At 65.1% G+C, this 16,846-nt stretch carries 18 protein-coding genes and 1 tRNA gene; 18 read left to right on the top strand and 1 reads right to left on the bottom strand.

The features are described 5' to 3' along the window. Positions 1-159: 159 nt before the first annotated feature. Genes KHN93_RS13545 through KHN93_RS13530 form a run of 4 tightly spaced genes read left to right on the top strand, consistent with a single transcriptional unit; the run spans position 160 to position 4,512 of the window. The gene (locus tag KHN93_RS13545) at positions 160-852 is read left to right on the top strand and encodes a methylamine utilization protein (protein ID WP_104559452.1); all 693 of its coding nucleotides are present in this window, start codon (positions 160-162) and stop codon (positions 850-852) included. Continuing rightward, positions 849-3,215: a putative bifunctional diguanylate cyclase/phosphodiesterase gene (locus KHN93_RS13540; protein WP_104559453.1), complete on the top strand. Its 2,367-nt coding sequence runs from the start codon at positions 849-851 to the stop codon at positions 3,213-3,215. Before KHN93_RS13545 ends, KHN93_RS13540 begins: the two co-directional genes overlap by 4 nt. After that, positions 3,212-4,084, top strand: coding sequence for a DUF3034 family protein (locus KHN93_RS13535; protein ID WP_181141808.1), 873 nt, complete (start codon positions 3,212-3,214; stop codon positions 4,082-4,084). The genes KHN93_RS13540 and KHN93_RS13535 overlap by 4 nt, the downstream gene beginning before the upstream one ends. Next, the gene (locus tag KHN93_RS13530) at positions 4,084-4,512 is read left to right on the top strand and encodes a group I truncated hemoglobin (protein ID WP_016902989.1); all 429 of its coding nucleotides are present in this window, start codon (positions 4,084-4,086) and stop codon (positions 4,510-4,512) included. The genes KHN93_RS13535 and KHN93_RS13530 overlap by 1 nt, the downstream gene beginning before the upstream one ends. A 284-nt stretch (positions 4,513-4,796) precedes the next feature. On the opposite strand, the gene KHN93_RS13525 is transcribed toward KHN93_RS13530, so the two are convergent. Next, a complete protein-coding gene (locus KHN93_RS13525; RefSeq protein ID WP_102251725.1) occupies positions 4,797-5,597 on the bottom strand; it encodes an SDR family NAD(P)-dependent oxidoreductase in 801 nt (266 codons plus the stop codon). A 112-nt stretch (positions 5,598-5,709) separates the two neighbouring features. Between KHN93_RS13525 and tpiA the strand changes: the two genes are divergently transcribed. The 14 genes from tpiA to nuoK all read left to right on the top strand — a co-directional run bounded on the left by tpiA (position 5,710) and on the right by nuoK (position 16,845). Then, a complete protein-coding gene (gene tpiA / locus KHN93_RS13520) occupies positions 5,710-6,465 on the top strand; it encodes a triose-phosphate isomerase (RefSeq protein ID WP_212579647.1) in 756 nt (251 codons plus the stop codon). Positions 6,466-6,498: 33 nt separating this feature from the next. Next, the gene (secG, locus tag KHN93_RS13515) at positions 6,499-6,972 is read left to right on the top strand and encodes a preprotein translocase subunit SecG (RefSeq protein ID WP_024937981.1); all 474 of its coding nucleotides are present in this window, start codon (positions 6,499-6,501) and stop codon (positions 6,970-6,972) included. A 49-nt stretch (positions 6,973-7,021) separates the two neighbouring features. Then, positions 7,022-7,106 (top strand) — tRNA-Leu (locus KHN93_RS13510). Positions 7,107-7,208: 102 nt separating this feature from the next. Next, positions 7,209-7,565 carry an NADH-quinone oxidoreductase subunit A gene (locus KHN93_RS13505; protein WP_003485539.1) on the top strand — a complete coding sequence of 119 codons (357 nt, stop codon included), beginning with the start codon at positions 7,209-7,211 and terminating at the stop codon, positions 7,563-7,565. Continuing rightward, a complete protein-coding gene (locus KHN93_RS13500) occupies positions 7,556-8,110 on the top strand; it encodes a NuoB/complex I 20 kDa subunit family protein (protein ID WP_016944318.1) in 555 nt (184 codons plus the stop codon). Before KHN93_RS13505 ends, KHN93_RS13500 begins: the two co-directional genes overlap by 10 nt. Positions 8,111-8,146: 36 nt before the next feature. After that, a complete protein-coding gene (locus tag KHN93_RS13495; protein ID WP_104559455.1) occupies positions 8,147-8,899 on the top strand; it encodes an NADH-quinone oxidoreductase subunit C in 753 nt (250 codons plus the stop codon). Beyond that, on the top strand, positions 8,896-10,203 hold the full coding sequence (locus KHN93_RS13490; protein ID WP_016902995.1) for an NADH-quinone oxidoreductase subunit D: 1,308 nt from the start codon (positions 8,896-8,898) through the stop codon (positions 10,201-10,203). The genes KHN93_RS13495 and KHN93_RS13490 overlap by 4 nt, the downstream gene beginning before the upstream one ends. Continuing rightward, positions 10,200-10,727, top strand: a complete 528-nt coding sequence (gene nuoE, locus KHN93_RS13485) for an NADH-quinone oxidoreductase subunit NuoE (RefSeq protein ID WP_016902996.1) — start codon at positions 10,200-10,202, stop codon at positions 10,725-10,727. Before KHN93_RS13490 ends, nuoE begins: the two co-directional genes overlap by 4 nt. Positions 10,728-10,730: 3 nt before the next feature. Then, positions 10,731-12,065: an NADH-quinone oxidoreductase subunit NuoF gene (nuoF, locus tag KHN93_RS13480; protein ID WP_024937978.1), complete on the top strand. Its 1,335-nt coding sequence runs from the start codon at positions 10,731-10,733 to the stop codon at positions 12,063-12,065. Beyond that, the gene (gene nuoG, locus KHN93_RS13475) at positions 12,062-14,296 is read left to right on the top strand and encodes an NADH-quinone oxidoreductase subunit NuoG (RefSeq protein ID WP_104559456.1); all 2,235 of its coding nucleotides are present in this window, start codon (positions 12,062-12,064) and stop codon (positions 14,294-14,296) included. The genes nuoF and nuoG overlap by 4 nt, the downstream gene beginning before the upstream one ends. Beyond that, entirely contained in the window at positions 14,293-15,384 is a 1,092-nt protein-coding gene (nuoH, locus tag KHN93_RS13470) for an NADH-quinone oxidoreductase subunit NuoH (protein WP_024937976.1), read from the top strand. Before nuoG ends, nuoH begins: the two co-directional genes overlap by 4 nt. Positions 15,385-15,387: 3 nt before the next feature. Continuing rightward, positions 15,388-15,876: an NADH-quinone oxidoreductase subunit NuoI gene (gene nuoI / locus KHN93_RS13465; protein ID WP_002810206.1), complete on the top strand. Its 489-nt coding sequence runs from the start codon at positions 15,388-15,390 to the stop codon at positions 15,874-15,876. 4 nt (positions 15,877-15,880) lie between these two features. Further along, positions 15,881-16,543: an NADH-quinone oxidoreductase subunit J gene (locus tag KHN93_RS13460; protein ID WP_172837831.1), complete on the top strand. Its 663-nt coding sequence runs from the start codon at positions 15,881-15,883 to the stop codon at positions 16,541-16,543. After that, entirely contained in the window at positions 16,540-16,845 is a 306-nt protein-coding gene (gene nuoK, locus KHN93_RS13455) for an NADH-quinone oxidoreductase subunit NuoK (RefSeq protein WP_006450557.1), read from the top strand. The genes KHN93_RS13460 and nuoK overlap by 4 nt, the downstream gene beginning before the upstream one ends. Position 16,846 lies beyond the last annotated feature (1 nt).

The raw sequence follows: 16,846 nt of genomic DNA, 5'->3' as shown, positions 1-16,846 counted from the left end.
CAGCATCGGCGATGACCTCCGCCACAGTTTGATTCATAAAATTCCGCTGGCGGCCGGTTAAAGCTTGCATTCACCTCAGCCGATAACCCAGTCTGATCGCTAGCGCGACGTCGGATTCGCCTGGCGTGCGCTGCCGATTGCACTAGGCTTGGGGGGCGCATGCGGACGCAGTGGTTCAAACGGATCGGCCCGGTTGCGGGGTTGCTGGCGTACTGCGCCGCAAGCTGTGCGTTGGCGACGCCGCTCAGCGTCACCGTTGTCGATGCCAACGGCATGTTGGTCGATGCGGTAGTGAGTCTGGAGCCGGCACGTCCGGTGGCCGCCGGCGGGACGCCCAGAACCGTCGAGATGGACCAGATCAACTCGCAGTTCGTGCCTGCGGTGCTGGCGGTGCGTACCGGCACCCTGGTGCGGTTTCCCAACAACGACCAGATTCGCCATCAGGTCTATTCGTTCTCTGCCGCAAAGCGTTTTGAGTTGCCGCTGTTCCAGGGCAGTACTGCCGCGCCGGTGCGCTTCGACCAGGCTGGGCTGGTGACGGTGGGCTGCAATATCCACGACTGGATGCTGGGCTATATCGTGGTGGTGGACACGCCGTATTTCGGCAAGACCGGCAGCGACGGTCGCGTGCAGCTGGATGCGCCGGCAGGCAACTACACCTTGCGGGTCTGGCATCCGCGCATCAAGGGCACCGCGCTCGCCGAGCCAGTGGCGCTTGCGCGCGAGGCGGTGCAACGGCGCGTGACCTTGCAGACCAGCGGTCCCGCACCGGCGGTGGCGCCACCGGATGCGCGGGTGCGCGCGCTGCAGGACAAGTTCCGCCGCGCCGACCCGCAGAAGCCCAAGCCATGAAGGCCATGCGCCTGCATACCCGCATCGCGGCGTTTCTGGTGCTGGTCGTGCTCGCCACGCAGGGGTTGACCTTCATCGCGGTGCAGGTCGCCACCGAGCGCAGCGTCAAGGCGCAGCTCGGCGAAGAGCTGCAGATCGGCGAGCGCGTCTGGCAACGCATCAATCTGCGCCGCGACGAACAACTACTGCAGTCGGCCTCGGTGCTGGCCGACGATTTCGGTTTCCGCGCGGCCGTGGCCAGCGGCGATGTGCCGACCATGCAATCGGCATTGCGCAACCACGCTGCGCGCATGTCGGCGCAGACCGCACTGCTGCTGGCGCCGGATGGCGAATTTTTGACCGGGCTTGCCGATCTGCCGCAAGCCGAACAGCTGCGCGCAGTGCAGACCCTGCTGCAGCAGGCGCAGCGCGATGGGCGTGCGGTGGGCGTGGTCGCACTGGACCGACGCATCGTGCGGCTGGCGGTGGTGCAGGTACTGGCACCGAGCCGGGTGGGCTGGATCGCGATCGGCAACGAATCCGGCGACGGTCTCGCGCAGGATTTCCGTTCCACCACCGGGCTGGATGCGACCTTCTTCACCGATGGTCCGCCGGTGCGTGTGCTGGCGTCCACGCTGGAGCCGGCCGCGCGCGCCGAGTTTGCGCAGCAGTTGCCGACCGCCGAACGCGCACAGGGCGCGGCGGTCGCGTTGACGCTGGCCGAGTCGCGTTACCTGGTCAAACTGCAGTCGATCCAGGGCGACAGCCATGTGCGGGTCGCGCTGCAGGCCTCGCTGGATCGCGCGGTGGCGCCTTATCGTGTGCTCAAATTGCGCATCCTGCTGCTGGCGGGCCTGGCCACGGCTGCGGCGCTGGGTGTGGCGATCTTCCTGGCGCGCAGCGTCAGCAGGCCGGTCGCGCAGCTGGTGCAGGCAGCGCGGCGCATCCAGCGCGGCGACTACCACACTGCGGTCGAGGTGCCCTCGGGGCGGGAACTGGCCGAGTTGGCCGACAGCTTCGGGCGCATGCAGCAGCAGATCGCCAGTCGCGAGCAGCACATCCTGCATCAGGCGCGCCACGATGCCCTGACCGGTCTGCCCAATCGCATCTGGTTGCTGGAGCGGTTGAAGGACGTGGTGGAGCAGACCGTGGCCTCCGGCGGCACGGCCGCAGTGCTGATCCTGGATCTGGAACGTTTCAAGGAACTCAACGACAGCCTGGGCCACGATTTCGCCGACCAGGTCCTGGTCGAAGCAGGCCGCCGCCTTGCCGATGTGGTGCAGGAACCCAATCTCGTCGGGCGGCTGGGCAGCGACGAATTCATGGTGGTGGTGGCGCAGACCGATGTCACCACCGTGCAGCAGGATGCACAGCGCTTGCTGCTGCAGTTGCGCCGCCCGCTGGCGCTGCCGCAGGCGCGCATCCAGCTGGAAGCCAGCATCGGCATCGCCCTGATTCCCGAACACGGCGCCGATCCGGATACCTTGTTGCGGCGCGCGGACATCGCACGGCGCCAGGGCGGCAACGTCACCACCGTCGGCGCCAGCGTGTATCGCCTGGGCCAGGACGAGCAGCATCTGCGCCGGCTGCGCCTGACCGGCGATCTGCGCCAGGCCATCGGCGGCAACGAGCTGACCTTGCGCTTCCAGCCCAAGATCTGCCTGCGCAACGATCGCGTCGAACAGGTCGAGGTGCTGGTGCGCTGGCAGCATCCGGTGCTCGGGGCGATCGGCCCGGATGAATTCATTCCGCTGGCCGAGCACTCCGGCGTGATCCATCCGTTGACCCGCTTCGTGCTGGAGGAGGCGCTGCGCTGCCAGGCGCAATGGCGCAGGCAGGGGCTGGAACTGGGCATGGCGATCAATCTCTCCGCACTGGATCTGTCCGACCCCGGCCTGCCCGATTACGTGCGTGGCCGTCTGGAACATCACGCGGTGCCGGCGCAGTCGGTGACGCTGGAACTGACCGAAAGCGCGCTGATGCGCGATGTCGAATCGGCGCTGCACATGCTGCATCAGCTGCGCAGCGTCGGCGTGCGCCTGTCCATCGACGACTTCGGCACCGGCTATTCCTCGTTGGCGCAGCTCAAGCGCATGCCGGTGAACGAATTGAAGATCGACAAGAGCTTCGTCATGCAGCTGGCCGAGGGTACCGACGATGCGTTCATCGTGCGCAGCACCATCGATCTGGGGCACAACCTGGGCTTGAGCGTGATCGCCGAAGGCGTGGAGAACGCCATCGCGCTGGGGCTGCTGCGCGGTTACGGCTGCGACATGGTGCAGGGCTATCTGTATTCGCCGCCACTGGAAGAAGTGCCGCTGGTCGCCTGGTGCATGCGACAACTCGATCTGGCGCCGGCGGTGCAGGCAGGAGTGCATCGATGAGCAAATGGCGGGGCGCGCTGCTGTCGGTGGCGCTGGCCGGGCTGGCCAGCGCGCCCGCGTCGGCGGTCGCCGGCGACGGGCGTCTGCTCGCCACCGGTGGCGTGTCGATGATCGAAGGCAGCAGCGGCGGCGGCATCGTGCCGTGGGCCACGCTGTCGGGCTACGGCACCCGCGACGAACTCGGCAGCGTGCTGTTTGCCACGCATGTGGACAGCGGCGATTACCGGCTCGACGTGCAAGGTGCCGCGCTGACGGTCGGCAACCGGCTGGAACTTTCGCTGGCGCGGCAACGGCTGGATCTGGGCACCCTGCAGGACCGGCTGGGCCTGCCATGGAATGCGCTTGGCCAGGACGTGTTCAGCGCCAAGCTGCGGGTCCACGGCGATCTGGTCTACGGACATGCGCCGCAGGTCAGCGTGGGCGTGCAGTACAAACGCCTGCGCAATGGCACGCTGCCGCTGGCGATCGGCGCGCGCGACGATCACGGCACCGATGTGTATGTCAGTGCCAGCCGGTTATTTCTGCAGGCCGCGGGCGGCTATCAACTGCTGCTCAACGGCACGCTGCGCGCGACCCGCGCCAATCAGACCGGCTTGCTTGGTTTCGGCGGCGATCGTCGCAACGCCTATCGGCTGGTCGGCGAAGCCAGCGCCGCCGTCGTGCTGTCGCCGGCGTGGGTGGTCGGCGTGGAATACCGCGACAAGCCCGACAACCTCGGCTTCGCCCGCGAACAGGCCTGGGCGGATGCATTCGTGGCCTGGTTTCCCAGCAAGCATGTGTCCCTGACCGCGGCCTGGGCCGAGCTTGGCGACATCGCCACGCTCACCGACCAGCGCGGTCCCTATCTCTCCCTGCAGGTGGCGTTCTGATGAATCGACGGCTGCGCTGGCCCTTGCTATGCATGCTGGCGCTGATGAGTGCCTGCGCCACCACGCAACCGCGCCCCACGCTCTATGACGAACTCGGCGGGCAGGCCGGCATCGAAGCGCTTGTAGAGACCATGCTGTCGCGCATCGCCGACGACCAACGCATCGTCGACAAGTTCGCGCGCGTCAACATCGTGATGCTCAATGAGCGCTTGGTGCAGAAGTTCTGCCATGTCGCCGACGGCCCGTGCCCGGATACCGCCAAGTCGATGCAGCAGGCGCACGCGCACCTGGCCATTCGCGAAGGCGACTTCAATGCGCTGGTGGAGGATCTGAACTGGGCGATGGATCAGCGCAAGATTCCGCGCCGCACGCAGAACCGTCTGCTGGCGCGGTTGGCGGCCATGCATGGCGAAATCGTCAATCACTGAGGGTGTCGCACCGCTGCCGCGCGCAGCGATGGGCGCGCCTGGTCGCTCCTCGTGACAGCATGTTTCCAGCCACGGACTGCGGCTCTGGGCGGGGCCGTTCATAGCATCCGACGTCCGCTCGCGACGTATTGCCAGTCGCCCTGCGCTGCAGACAGGAGGGAGGCCGCGGCCGGTACCGGTGGTGACCATGGCAACGGACAAGCTGGCTGCTGCAAACGCCGCGCAGTCACGGGTGTGTGGCTGCGCAGGCAAGACGCTGCAGGCAGCCGATGCGCCGCCGCCTCTCACTGCAACGGACGCACCCGCTGCGATCCGCGCGCCATCAGGCGCAGTGCGAGCGCATGCGGCACCACGCGCAAGGCCGCATTGACCAGACGATAGCGCCAGCCCGGCACCGCCAGTACCTGGCCGCGTTCCAGCGCGGCAATGCCGTACTCGGCCACGTCGTCGGCCTGCAGCCACGCCCAGCGGGGCAGGGTGGACATTGCCGCGCGGGTGCCGGTGACATCATGGAACTCCGACCAGGCAAAGCCGGGACACAGCGCGCAGACCTTGACCGCGCAGTCTGCGTTCTCCAGTGCCAGCGATTCGCTGAAGCGCAGCAGGAAGCTCTTGCTGGCTGCGTACAGCGTCTGCCCGTCGGCACTCGGCGTCAGTGCGGCGAACGAGGCCACATTGAGGATGCGGCCCTGGCCGCTGGCGCGAATCATCGGCAAGAGCCGCCAGGTCAGTTCGCACACCGCGCCCACCATCACCTGCAGAAAGCGTGCATGCGTGGCCCAGTCGTTGTGCAGATAGCGGCCCGGCACGCCGTAGCCGGCGTTGTTGACCAGGGTGCCTACCGTCCAGCCATTGCGCTGGATCTGTGCAACCAATGCTTCGACCGCGGCGGGATCGCCCAGATCGGCCGGCACCACTTCCACCCGCACCAAGGGCCGCAACTCTTCGGCCAGCGCCTGCAGCCGGTCGACCCGGCGCGCGGTCAGGATCAGCGGCACGCCACGCCTTGCATAGGCACGCGCAATCTCGCGGCCGATGCCGCTGGAGGCGCCGGTGACCAGCGCGAAGACAGGCGAAACGGACATGGCAGGTTCCTGGTGGAGGAGGGGGAGGACAGGCAACGGACAGAAGTGTGCCGGCTGCCGACAGGGCATGGGCTATTCTGTCGCCTGTCTTCCACTCAGGAACCTGCGCCTGATGCGTCGAAAGATCGTTGCCGGAAATTGGAAGCTGCATGGCAGCCGCGCCTTCGCCACCGAACTGGTGGCCCAGATCGCCGCACACATGCCCCTGAAGGGTGTCGATGTCGTCATCCTGCCGCCACTGCCTTACCTGGGTGACCTGATTGAGGATTTCGAGGAACACCATCTGTGTTTCGGTGCCCAGGACGTCAGCAGTAACGAGAAGGGCGCCTACACCGGGGAAGTCTCGGCCACGATGCTGGTCGATGTCGGCGCCGAGTACGGGCTGGTCGGCCACTCCGAACGGCGCCAGTACCATCGTGAGAGCAGCGAGCTGGTGGCGCATAAATTCGCCGCCGCCATGCATGCCGGCCTGATCCCGGTGCTGTGTGTGGGCGAGTCGCTGGAGCAGCGCGAGGCCGACCAGACCGAGGCGGTGCTGCGCGCCCAGCTCGAGCCGGTGCTGGCGCTGGTGGGCAGCGCGGGCTTCGCCCGCGCCGTGCTCGCTTACGAGCCGATCTGGGCCATTGGCACCGGCCGCACCGCCAGCCCGGAGCAGGCGCAGGCGGTGCACGCGTTCCTGCGTGGCGAAGTCGCGAAGGCGGATGCTAGAATCGCCGATTCTCTGCCCATCCTGTACGGGGGCAGTGTCAAGCCCGATAACGCCAGCGAGCTGTTTGCCCAGCCCGATGTCGATGGCGGGCTGGTCGGAGGCGCCTCGCTGGTCGCCGAGGATTTCCTGGCCATCGCGCGTGCGGCGGCCGCTTGTTAACCCATTAAGTTTTGTCCGGGGACGGATTTCGAAATGCTGATGTTGATCCTCAATGTGGTCTACGTGCTGGTCGCGCTGGCGATGATTGCGCTGATCCTGATGCAGCGTGGTGCAGGTGCGGCAGCCGGTTCCGGCTTCGGCGCCGGCGCGTCGGGCACCGTGTTCGGCTCGCAGGGCGCGTCGAACTTCCTGTCCAAGTCGACCAAGTGGCTGGCGGTGGTGTTCTTCAGCATCAGCCTGTTCATGGCGTGGTACGCCACCCACGGCGCACGTCCGACCGACCAGAACCTGGGCGTGATGTCGCAGTCGGCCACCCCGGCGCCTGCCGCCGCGGGCGAGCTGACTCAGCCGTTGCCGCAGGCGCCGGCCGCCGGCGCAGTCCCGACCGCTCCTTCGCAGCCAGTGCCTGCCGCAACTCCGGCTGCAACGCCGGCGCAGTCCGCACCGGCACAGCAGGTGCCCGCGGCACGCGAAGAAAACGCTTCAGAACCAGCACAAAAACGCTGAAGCCGGTTACAATACGCTGCGCACTGGGATGCCCAGCGGCGTAACGTATGCCCAGGTGGCGGAATTGGTAGACGCACTACCTTGAGGTGGTAGCGACTTAGGTCGTAGGGGTTCGAGTCCCCTCTTGGGCACCATTGTTTGGCTGCAGTTCCTGCGCATCGCTGGTCGCGCGCGGGGTCTGCCTATACCCCATGCCGGCACGCGGCGCGTGCGGGCAGAGGCAAGAGAGAATCGCTGTGCTGGCCGAATATTTGCCGAGTCTGCTGTTTCTGATCGTCGCCACCGGTATCGGCATCGTGCTGATGCTGGTCGGTCGATTCCTCGGTCCGCGTAGTCCGGACCCGCGCAAGCTCTCGCCTTACGAGTGTGGCTTCGAAGCCTTCGAAGACGCGCGCATGAAGTTCGACGTGCGCTACTACCTGATCGCGATCCAGTTCATCGTGTTCGATCTGGAAATCATCTTCATCGTGCCGTGGACGCAGGTGTTCATGGAGATCGGCGCACGTTCGTTGGTCACCATGGGTCTGTTCGTCGGCATGTTGTTCCTCGGCTTTATCTACGTGTGGAAGAAGGGAGCGCTGGAATGGGAGTGATTCAGACCCTGGATCGTCTGATGACCAACCCGATGCCGGAAGGCCGGGTGGAAGACATCCTGCGCCCGGAAGGCGAAAACCCGCTGCTCGAGAAGGGCTACGTGACCACCAGCGTCGATGCGCTGCTGAACTGGGCGCGCACCGGCTCGATGTGGCCGATGACCTTCGGCCTGGCCTGCTGCGCGGTCGAGATGATGCATGCCGGCGCCGCGCGTCTGGATCTGGACCGCTACGGCGTGGTGTTCCGCCCGTCGCCGCGCCAGTCCGACGTGATGATCGTGGCCGGCACGCTGGTCAACAAGATGGCCCCGGCGCTGCGCAAGGTCTACGACCAGATGCCGGACCCGAAGTGGGTCATCTCGATGGGCAGCTGCGCCAATGGCGGCGGCTACTATCACTATTCGTATTCGGTGGTGCGCGGTTGCGATCGCATCGTGCCGGTGGACATCTACGTCCCCGGTTGCCCGCCGACCGCCGAGGCGCTGGTATACGGCATCCTGCAGCTGCAGAAGAAGATCTGGCGTACCCAGACCATCGCGCGCTGACACCCGTCTTCTTCTACTGAGAGCAGCCAAGCCCCCATGGCAGAGCAAGCATCTTCCTTCACTGACCGACTTGCGGCACGTTTCGCCGGTGCGCAGATCGCCGTGGCATTGCCGCGCGGCGAAGTGACGCTGGAAGTCGCTGCGGCCGATTGGCACGCCACCTGTCTGGCCCTGCGCGACGAGCTCGGTTTCGAGCAGCTCAGCGACCTGTGCGGCGTCGATTACCTGGGCTACGGCAGCGACGAGTGGGATACCGCCGACGTGTCGTCGCAGGGCTTCAGTCGCGGCGTCGAGGGCAAGGCCGTCGGTCGTTTCGCCTGGGGCGAATTTCCCAGTCAGGAAAGTTCCGACGGCACCCATCCGCAGCACATGCCCAAGCAGCGTTTTGCGGTGGTCGCGCAGCTGATCTCCTACCAGCACAACCAGCGTCTGCGCGTGCGTTGCTACGCACCGGACGAACAGGTGCCGGTGGTGGCATCGTTGACCGATATCTGGCCCGGCGTGAACTGGTTCGAACGCGAAGCCTTCGACCTGTTCGGCATCGTTTTCGATGGCCATCCGGACCTGCGCCGCATCCTGACCGACTACGGATTTGTCGGCCATCCGTTCCGCAAGGATTTCCCGCTGATCGGCAACGTCGAAGTGCGTTACGACGATGAGCGCAAGCGTGTCGTGTACGAGCCGGTGACCTCGGTCGAGCCGCGCGTTGGTGTGCCGCGCGTGATCCGCGACGACGCCCGTTATGAGACTGCCGCTGGTGAAGTGGGCAAGTCGGAGACCGCCAAGTGAGTGAGTTCCGCCAGGCAACCGATGCCTTCGCGAGCAATCCTGTCGAAAGCAAGCAGGAAATCCGCAATTACACGATGAACTTCGGCCCGCAGCATCCTGCGGCGCACGGCGTGCTGCGCCTGATCCTGGAGATGGACGGCGAGACCGTGGTGCGTGCCGATCCGCATATCGGCCTGCTGCACCGTGGCACCGAGAAGCTGGCCGAATCCAAGCCGTTTAACCAGTCGGTTCCTTACATGGACCGCCTGGATTACGTGTCGATGATGTGCAACGAGCACGCCTACGTGCGCGCGATCGAGTCCCTGATGGGCATCGAAGTGCCCGAGCGTGCGCACTACATCCGCACCATGTTCGACGAGATCACCCGCATCAAGAACCACCTGATGTGGGTCGGTTCCAACGCGCTCGACCTGGGCGCGATGGCGGTAATGCTGTACGCGTTCCGCGAGCGCGAAGAATTGATGGACGTCTACGAGGCGGTCAGTGGCGCGCGCATGCACGCTGCCTACTACCGTCCCGGCGGCGTGTATCGCGATCTGCCCGATCGCATGCCCAAGTACAAAGAGTCCCGCTGGCACAAGGGTGGGGCACTGAAGAAGCTCAATGCGGCGCGCGAAGGCTCGATGCTGGACTTCCTCGAGGATTTCACCAATACGTTCCCGTCGCGTGTGGACGAGTACGAGACGCTGCTGACCGACAACCGTATCTGGAAGCAGCGTACCGTCGACGTCGGCATCATCAGCCCGGATCTGGCGCGTGCCTGGGGCATGACCGGTCCGATGCTGCGTGGCTCGGGCATCGAGTGGGACCTGCGCAAGAAGCAGCCATACGCCAAGTACGACGCGGTGGAGTTCGACGTGCCGGTCGGCACCAATGGCGATTGCTACGACCGCTATCTGGTACGCGTGGCCGAGATGCGCGAGTCCAACCGCATCATCAAGCAATGCGTGAAGTGGCTGAAGGCCAACCCCGGCCCGGTCATGGTCACCAATTTCAAGGTCGCTCCGCCAAGCCGCGAAGGCATGAAGGACGACATGGAAGCGCTGATCCATCACTTCAAGCTGTTCAGTGAAGGCTACTGCGTGCCGGCCGGCGAAACCTATTGCGCGGTCGAAGCGCCCAAGGGCGAGTTCGGCTGCTACCTGATGTCCGATGGCGCCAACAAGCCGTTCCGCGTGCATCTGCGCGCGCCGGGCTTTGCGCATCTGTCGTCGATGGACGCAGTGGTGCGTGGCTATCTGCTGGCCGACGTCGTGGCGATGATCGGTACTTACGATTTGGTTTTCGGTGAGGTTGACCGATGAAGGCGACGGGTAATTTCGAAGCGGCGCGCGACGTCGATCCGCAGGTGGTGCTGAGCGACAAGACGCGCGCGCACATCGATCACTGGTTGAGCAAGTTCCCGCCCGATCGCAAGCGTTCGGCCGTGCTGCAGGGCCTGCACGCTGCGCAGGAGCAGAACCAGGGCTGGCTGACCGACGAGCTGATTGTCGGCGTTGCCAAGTATCTGGACCTGCCGCCGGTGTGGGCCTACGAGGTCGCCAGCTTCTACTCGATGTTCGAGACCGAGAAGGTCGGCCGCCACAACGTGGCGTTCTGCACCAACATCAGCTGCTGGCTCAACGGCGCCGAAGACCTGCTGGCGCACGCGGAGAAGAAACTGGGTTGCAAGCTGGGGCAGTCGACGGCCGATGGCCGCGTCTACCTCAAGCGCGAAGAAGAGTGCCTGGCGGCCTGCTCTGCAGCGCCGATGATGGTCATCAACGGCCATTACCACGAGCACCTGACGAAAGAGAAGGTCGACGCGCTGCTGGACGGGCTGGAGTAAGACATGGCACATCATCACGCACCCTCAGGCCCGGTTGGTCCGGCGCCGTTGCCGCATCAGGTCGTCTACACGACGCTGCACTACGACACCCCGTGGTCGTACGAGAGCTATCTGAAAACCGGTGGCTATGCCGCGCTGCGCAAGATCCTCGAAGAGAAGATCGCGCCGGCCGACGTCATCGAGATGGTCAAGGCGTCCAACCTGCGCGGTCGTGGCGGCGCGGGCTTCCCGACCGGCCTGAAGTGGTCGTTCATGCCCAAGGGCACGATGCAGAAGTACATCCTGTGCAACTCGGACGAATCCGAGCCGGGCACCTGCAAGGACCGCGACATCCTGCGTTACAACCCGCACTCGGTGGTGGAGGGCATGGCGATCGCCTGCTACGCCACCGGCTCGACCGTGGGCTACAACTACCTGCGTGGCGAGTTCCACCACGAGCCGTTCGAGAACTTCGAGCTGGCGCTGGCCGATGCCTATGCCAACGGCTGGCTGGGCAAGAACATCCTCGGCAGCGGCGTGGATATCGATATCTACGGTGCGCTGGGTGCCGGCGCCTACATCTGCGGCGAAGAAACCGCGCTGATGGAATCGCTGGAAGGCAAGAAGGGCCAGCCGCGCTACAAGCCGCCGTTCCCGGCCAACTTCGGCCTGTACGGCAAGCCGACCACCATCAACAACACCGAGACCTATGCGTCGGTGCCGGCGATCATTCGCAACGGCCCGGAATGGTTCCTGGGGCTGAGCAAGACCAAGAACGGCGGCCCGAAGATCTTCTCGGTGTCCGGCTGCGTGCAGAAGGGCGGCAATTTCGAAGTGCCGCTCGGCACCACCTTCGACGAACTGCTGGAAATGGCCGGTGGCCTGCGTCCGGGCCGCAAGCTCAAGGGCGTGGTGCCTGGCGGCGTGTCGATGCCGGTGCTGAAGGCCGACCAGGTCGCCGGGCTGCAGATGGACTACGACACCTTGCGTGCGCTCGGCACCGGCCTGGGGTCGGGTGCGATCGTGGTGCTGGATGACAGCGTGTGCTGCGTGCGCTTCGCCTGCCGCATCTCGCAGTTCTTCCACAAGGAATCCTGCGGCCAGTGCACTCCGTGCCGCGAGGGCACCGGCTGGATGCACCGCGTGCTGGAGCGCATCGTTGCCGGCAAGGCCACGATGGAAGACCTGCATCAGCTGCGCACCGTTGCCGGCCAGATCGAAGGACACACCATCTGCGCCTTCGGCGAGGCGGCGGCGTGGCCGATCCAAGGCTTCCTGCGCCAGTTCTGGGACGAGTTCGAGTACTACATCGTCAACGGTCGTTCGATCGTCGACACGCACGTCGGAGTGGCCGCATGAGCGCCCAACCAGTGAACCCGAACGTGCCACCGGACCATGTCACCGTCGAGATCGACGGCCAGTCCCTGGTGGTGCCGAAGGGTTCGATGATCATCCAGGCGGCCGACAAGGCCGGCATCCCGATCCCGCGCTTCTGCTACCACGAGAAGCTGCCGATCGCGGCCAACTGCCGCATGTGCCTGGTGGACGTCGAGAAATCCCCGAAGCCGTCGCCCGCCTGCGCCACGCCGGTGATGGACGGCATGAAGGTCACCACGCGTAGCGAAAAGGCGCTGAAGTACCAGCGCAGCGTGATGGAATTCCTGCTGATCAACCATCCGCTGGACTGCCCGATCTGCGATCAGGGCGGCGAGTGCGAGTTGCAGGACGTGTCGCTCGGTTACGGCCGTTCGGTCAGCCGCTTCAACGAGCGCAAGCGCGTGGTGCCGGACGAGGACATCGGTCCGCTGGTTGCCACCGAAATGACCCGCTGCATCCAGTGCACCCGCTGCGTGCGTTTCACCGCAGACATTGCCGGCACCTACGAGCTGGGTGGCATGTATCGCGGCGAGAACCTGCAGATCGGCACCTACGACGGCAAGCCGCTGACCACCGAAATCTCCGGCAACGTCATCGACGTCTGCCCGGTCGGCGCGCTGACCAACAAGGTGTTCCAGTTCCGTGCGCGTCCGTGGGAGCTGATGGCGCGCGAGTCGCTCGGCTATCACGATGCGATGGGCTCGAATCTGTTCCTGCACGTGCGTCGCGGCGAAGTGCTGCGCACCGTGCCGCGCGAGAATGAGGCGGTCAACGAGTGCTGGCTGTCCGATCGCGATCGTTATTCGCATCAGGGCCTGTATGCGGAAGACCGTGCGGTCAAGCCGCTGAAGAAGGTCAACGGGCAGTGGACCGAGGTGAGCTGGGCTGAGGGTCTGGCCGCCGCGACGCAGATCCTGCGTGACAACGCCGGCGATCAGCTCGGTGTGCTGGTGCATCCGTCCACCTCCAATGAAGAGGGCGCCTTGCTCGCACGTCTGGCCGAAGGCCTGAACAGCGGCAATCTGGATCACCGCCTGCTCAATCGCGATTTCTCCGATGCCGCGGTGGCCGAAGCGTTCGCCACGCCGCTGGCCGAGATCGAGCGCGCCGATGTAGTGGTGCTGTTCGGCACCAACGTACGTCACGAGCTGCCGTTGCTGCATGCCCGCCTGCGCAAGGCCAGCATCCAGAACGGGACGAAGATCCATTCGGTCAACCCGGTCGATTTCGATTTTGCCTTCACCCAGGCAAGCCGCACGGTCGTTGCGCCGTCGCAGCTGGCCGGTGCCCTGGACGATGTGGCGTTGCGCGATGCGGTCAAGGGCGCCACGCGCGCCGTGATCGTGGTCGGCGCACTGGCTGAGAACCACCCGCAGGCTGCCGCATTGCGTGCCGCTGCACGCGACTTTGCCACTGCAACCGGCGCCTCGCTGTGCCGCATCCCGCAGGGTGCGAACGCGGTCGGTCTGGTGTCGCAGGGTGTGCTGCCGACCGCACGCGATGTCGCCGGCATGCTGGCGCAGCCGCGCCAGGCCTACGTGCTGTATGGCATCGAGCCGGGTCTGGATTTCGCCGATGCCGCCGCTGCACGCAGCGCCCTGGCGGGTGCCAAGGTGGTCGCGTTCAGCCAGTTTGCCTGCGCCTCGACGCGCGACGTGGCCGATGTGATCCTGCCGATCGGTGCGCTGCCGGAAATCGACGCATCGCTGACCAATCTGGATGGCCGCGTGCAGACCGCACGTGCCGCCGGTCGCCTGCCGGTCGAAGCCCGCGAAGGTTGGCGCGTACTGCGTGCACTTGGTGGCGAACTGGGTCTGGCCGGTTTCGAATTCATCGATCTGGTCGGCCTGCGTGCCGGCATGCAGAACCGTTCCGTCAGCCCTGTCGCCTCGGCACAGCCGGCTGCGAGCAGCGACGGGCTGGAAGTTGCCGCCACCGCTGCGATCTATCGCACCGATGCGGTGGTGCGTCGCGCCGCCGCGCTGCAATCGCATCCGCTCAACATCGCGCCGTGTGTGGCGATGCATCCGGAGCAGGCTGCGCAGTTGCAGGTCGGCGCTGGTCAGATGGTCAAGGTCGGTACCGACGCCGGTAAGGCGACGTTGCCGGTAGTGCTGGACAAGCGCGTCGCACCGGGCACGGTGTGGATCGAATCCGGCCATGGCGCAACCGCGCCGCTCGGTGCCGGTCGTGTAACGGTGGTGGCTGCATGAACGAATTGCTGTTGAACCTGGTCGATCCCCTGCACCAGTGGTTTGTCGGTCTGGGCGATGGCGGCGTGGTGCTGTGGACCGTGCTGAAGATCCTGCTGATCACCGTGCCGGTGATCGTGTCGGTGGCCTTCTACGTGGTCTGGGAGCGCAAGCTGATCGGCTGGATGCACGTGCGTCACGGGCCGATGTACGTGGGCATGGGTATCTTCCAGGCCTTCGCCGACGTGTTCAAACTCCTGTTCAAGGAGATCGTGCAGCCAAGCAGCTCGCACAAGGCGATGTTCATCATCGCGCCGCTGCTGACCCTGGCGCCGGCCTTCGCGGCCTGGTCGGTGGTGCCGTTCGACGCGCAGCTGGTGCTGTCCAACGCCAACGTCGGTTTGCTGTATCTGCTGGCGATGACCTCGCTGGGCGTGTACGGCATCATCCTGGCCGGCTGGGCATCCAACTCCAAGTACGCGTTCCTGGGTGCGATGCGCTCGGCCGCGCAGGTGGTCAGCTACGAAATCGCGATGGGCTTTGCGCTGGTCGGCGTGATGATCGCTTCCGGCAGCGTCAATTTGAGCCAGATCGTGTTCGCGCAGGCGGGCAGCTCCGGCTTCTTCGACTGGTTCCTGATTCCGCTGTTCCCGCTGTTCATCGTGTACTGGGTGTCCGGCGTCGCCGAAACCAACCGCGCGCCGTTCGACGTGGTGGAAGGCGAATCGGAAATCGTCGCCGGCCACATGGTGGAGTACTCGGGCGGTGCGTTCGCGCTGTTCTTCCTGGCCGAATACGCCAACATGATCCTGGTCAGCTTCCTGATCTCGATCTTCTTCCTCGGCGGCTGGTTGAGTCCCATCCAGGGTTGGGTCAACGCGGATATCTCGCCGTGGATCGACTGGGTGTGGAAGGGCGGTTGGCCGTGGCTGCTGATGAAGGTGTTCTTCTTCGCCAGCGCCTACATCTGGTTCCGTGCCAGCTTCCCGCGCTACCGCTATGACCAGATCATGCGTCTGGGCTGGAAGGTGTTCATTCCGCTCACGATCGTGTGGATCGCAGTGACGGCGTTGATGGTGTTTTACGGCGTGATCCAGAAGGGCGTGTAACTGATGAACAAGATCACCCATTACTTCAAGAGCCTGCTCCTGCTCGAACTGCTAGGCGGCCTGTGGCTGACGTTGAAATACACGTTCAAGCCCAAGTACACAGTGCTGTATCCGATGGAGAAGTTCCCGCAGTCGCCGCGTTTCCGTGGCCTGCACGCATTGCGTCGCTATCCCAACGGCGAAGAGCGTTGCATCGCCTGCAAGCTGTGCGAAGCGGTGTGCCCGGCGCTGGCAATCACCATCGACTCGGCCAAGCGCGAGGACGGCTCGCGCCGCACCACGCGCTACGACATCGATCTGTTCAAGTGCATCTTCTGCGGCTTCTGCGAAGAAAGCTGCCCGGTGGACTCGATCGTCGAGACGCACATCCTCGAGTACCACTTCGAGAAGCGTGGCGAGAACATTGTCAACAAGCCGCAGCTGCTGGCGATCGGAGACCGGTTCGAAACCGAGATCGCCGAGCGTCGCGCTGCCGATGCCGCCTTCCGTTGAGGTCATGATGGACTGGGTCACTATTGCTTTTTACGCCTTCTCCGCCGTCGCGGTCGTGTCCGCCGGTGCGGTGATCAGCGTGCGCAACCCGGTGTACGCCGTGTTGTGCCTGATCCTCACCTTCTTCTCGATGGCATGCATCTGGTTGCTGGTCGGCGCCGAGTTCCTCGGCGTGACGCTGGTGCTGGTCTACGTCGGCGCGGTGATGGTGCTGTTCCTGTTCGTGGTGATGATGCTGGACATCGACACCAGCCGCCTGCGCGAAGGGTGGGTCAAGTACATGCCGGTCGGTGTCATCGTGGCGGTTGCCATGCTGGCGCAGATGGTCACCCTGATCGGGGTCAAGGCGCGCAGTGCCGCACCGTTCCCGGCCGATAACGCCGCCGCGCAGGCCGCCGACGTGTCGAACCTGACCTGGCTGGCCAAGACCCTCTACACCCAGTTCCTGCTGCCGTTCGAGTTCGCCGCGGTGATCCTGACCGTGGCTGTGGTGGCCGCGGTGATGCTGACCCTGCGCAAGCGCACCGGCATCAAGCACCAGAATGCGGGCGAGCAGTCGCGGGTGAAGGCGGGTGATCGTCTCCGCATGGTCAAAATGGCGGTTGAAAAGCCGGTACAGGTCGCGCCGAAGCTCGATGCGGCCGACGGACAGGAGGCGAAGTCTTGATTACCTTGGGCCACCTGCTGGGACTGGGCGCGGTGCTGTTCTGCATCTCCCTGGCCGGCATCTTCCTCAACCGCAAGAACGTCATCGTGCTGCTGATGTCGATCGAGCTGATGCTGCTGTCAGTCAACGTCAACTTCATTGCGTTCTCGCGCGAGCTTGGCGACCCCGCCGGTCAGCTGTTCGTGTTCTTCATCCTGACCGTTGCCGCCGCGGAGGCTGCGATCGGCCTTGCGATCCTGGTGACTCTGTTCCGCACGCGCCGCACGATCAATGTGGCCGAAGTCGATACGTTGAAGGGCTGAC

Source organism: Xanthomonas arboricola pv. juglandis (assembly GCF_905367715.1).
In the GTDB taxonomy this organism is placed as follows: Bacteria; Pseudomonadota; Gammaproteobacteria; order Xanthomonadales; family Xanthomonadaceae; genus Xanthomonas; species Xanthomonas arboricola.
Note: the sequence above shows the minus strand (reverse complement) of the source record. Positions and strands in the feature narration are given on the sequence as shown.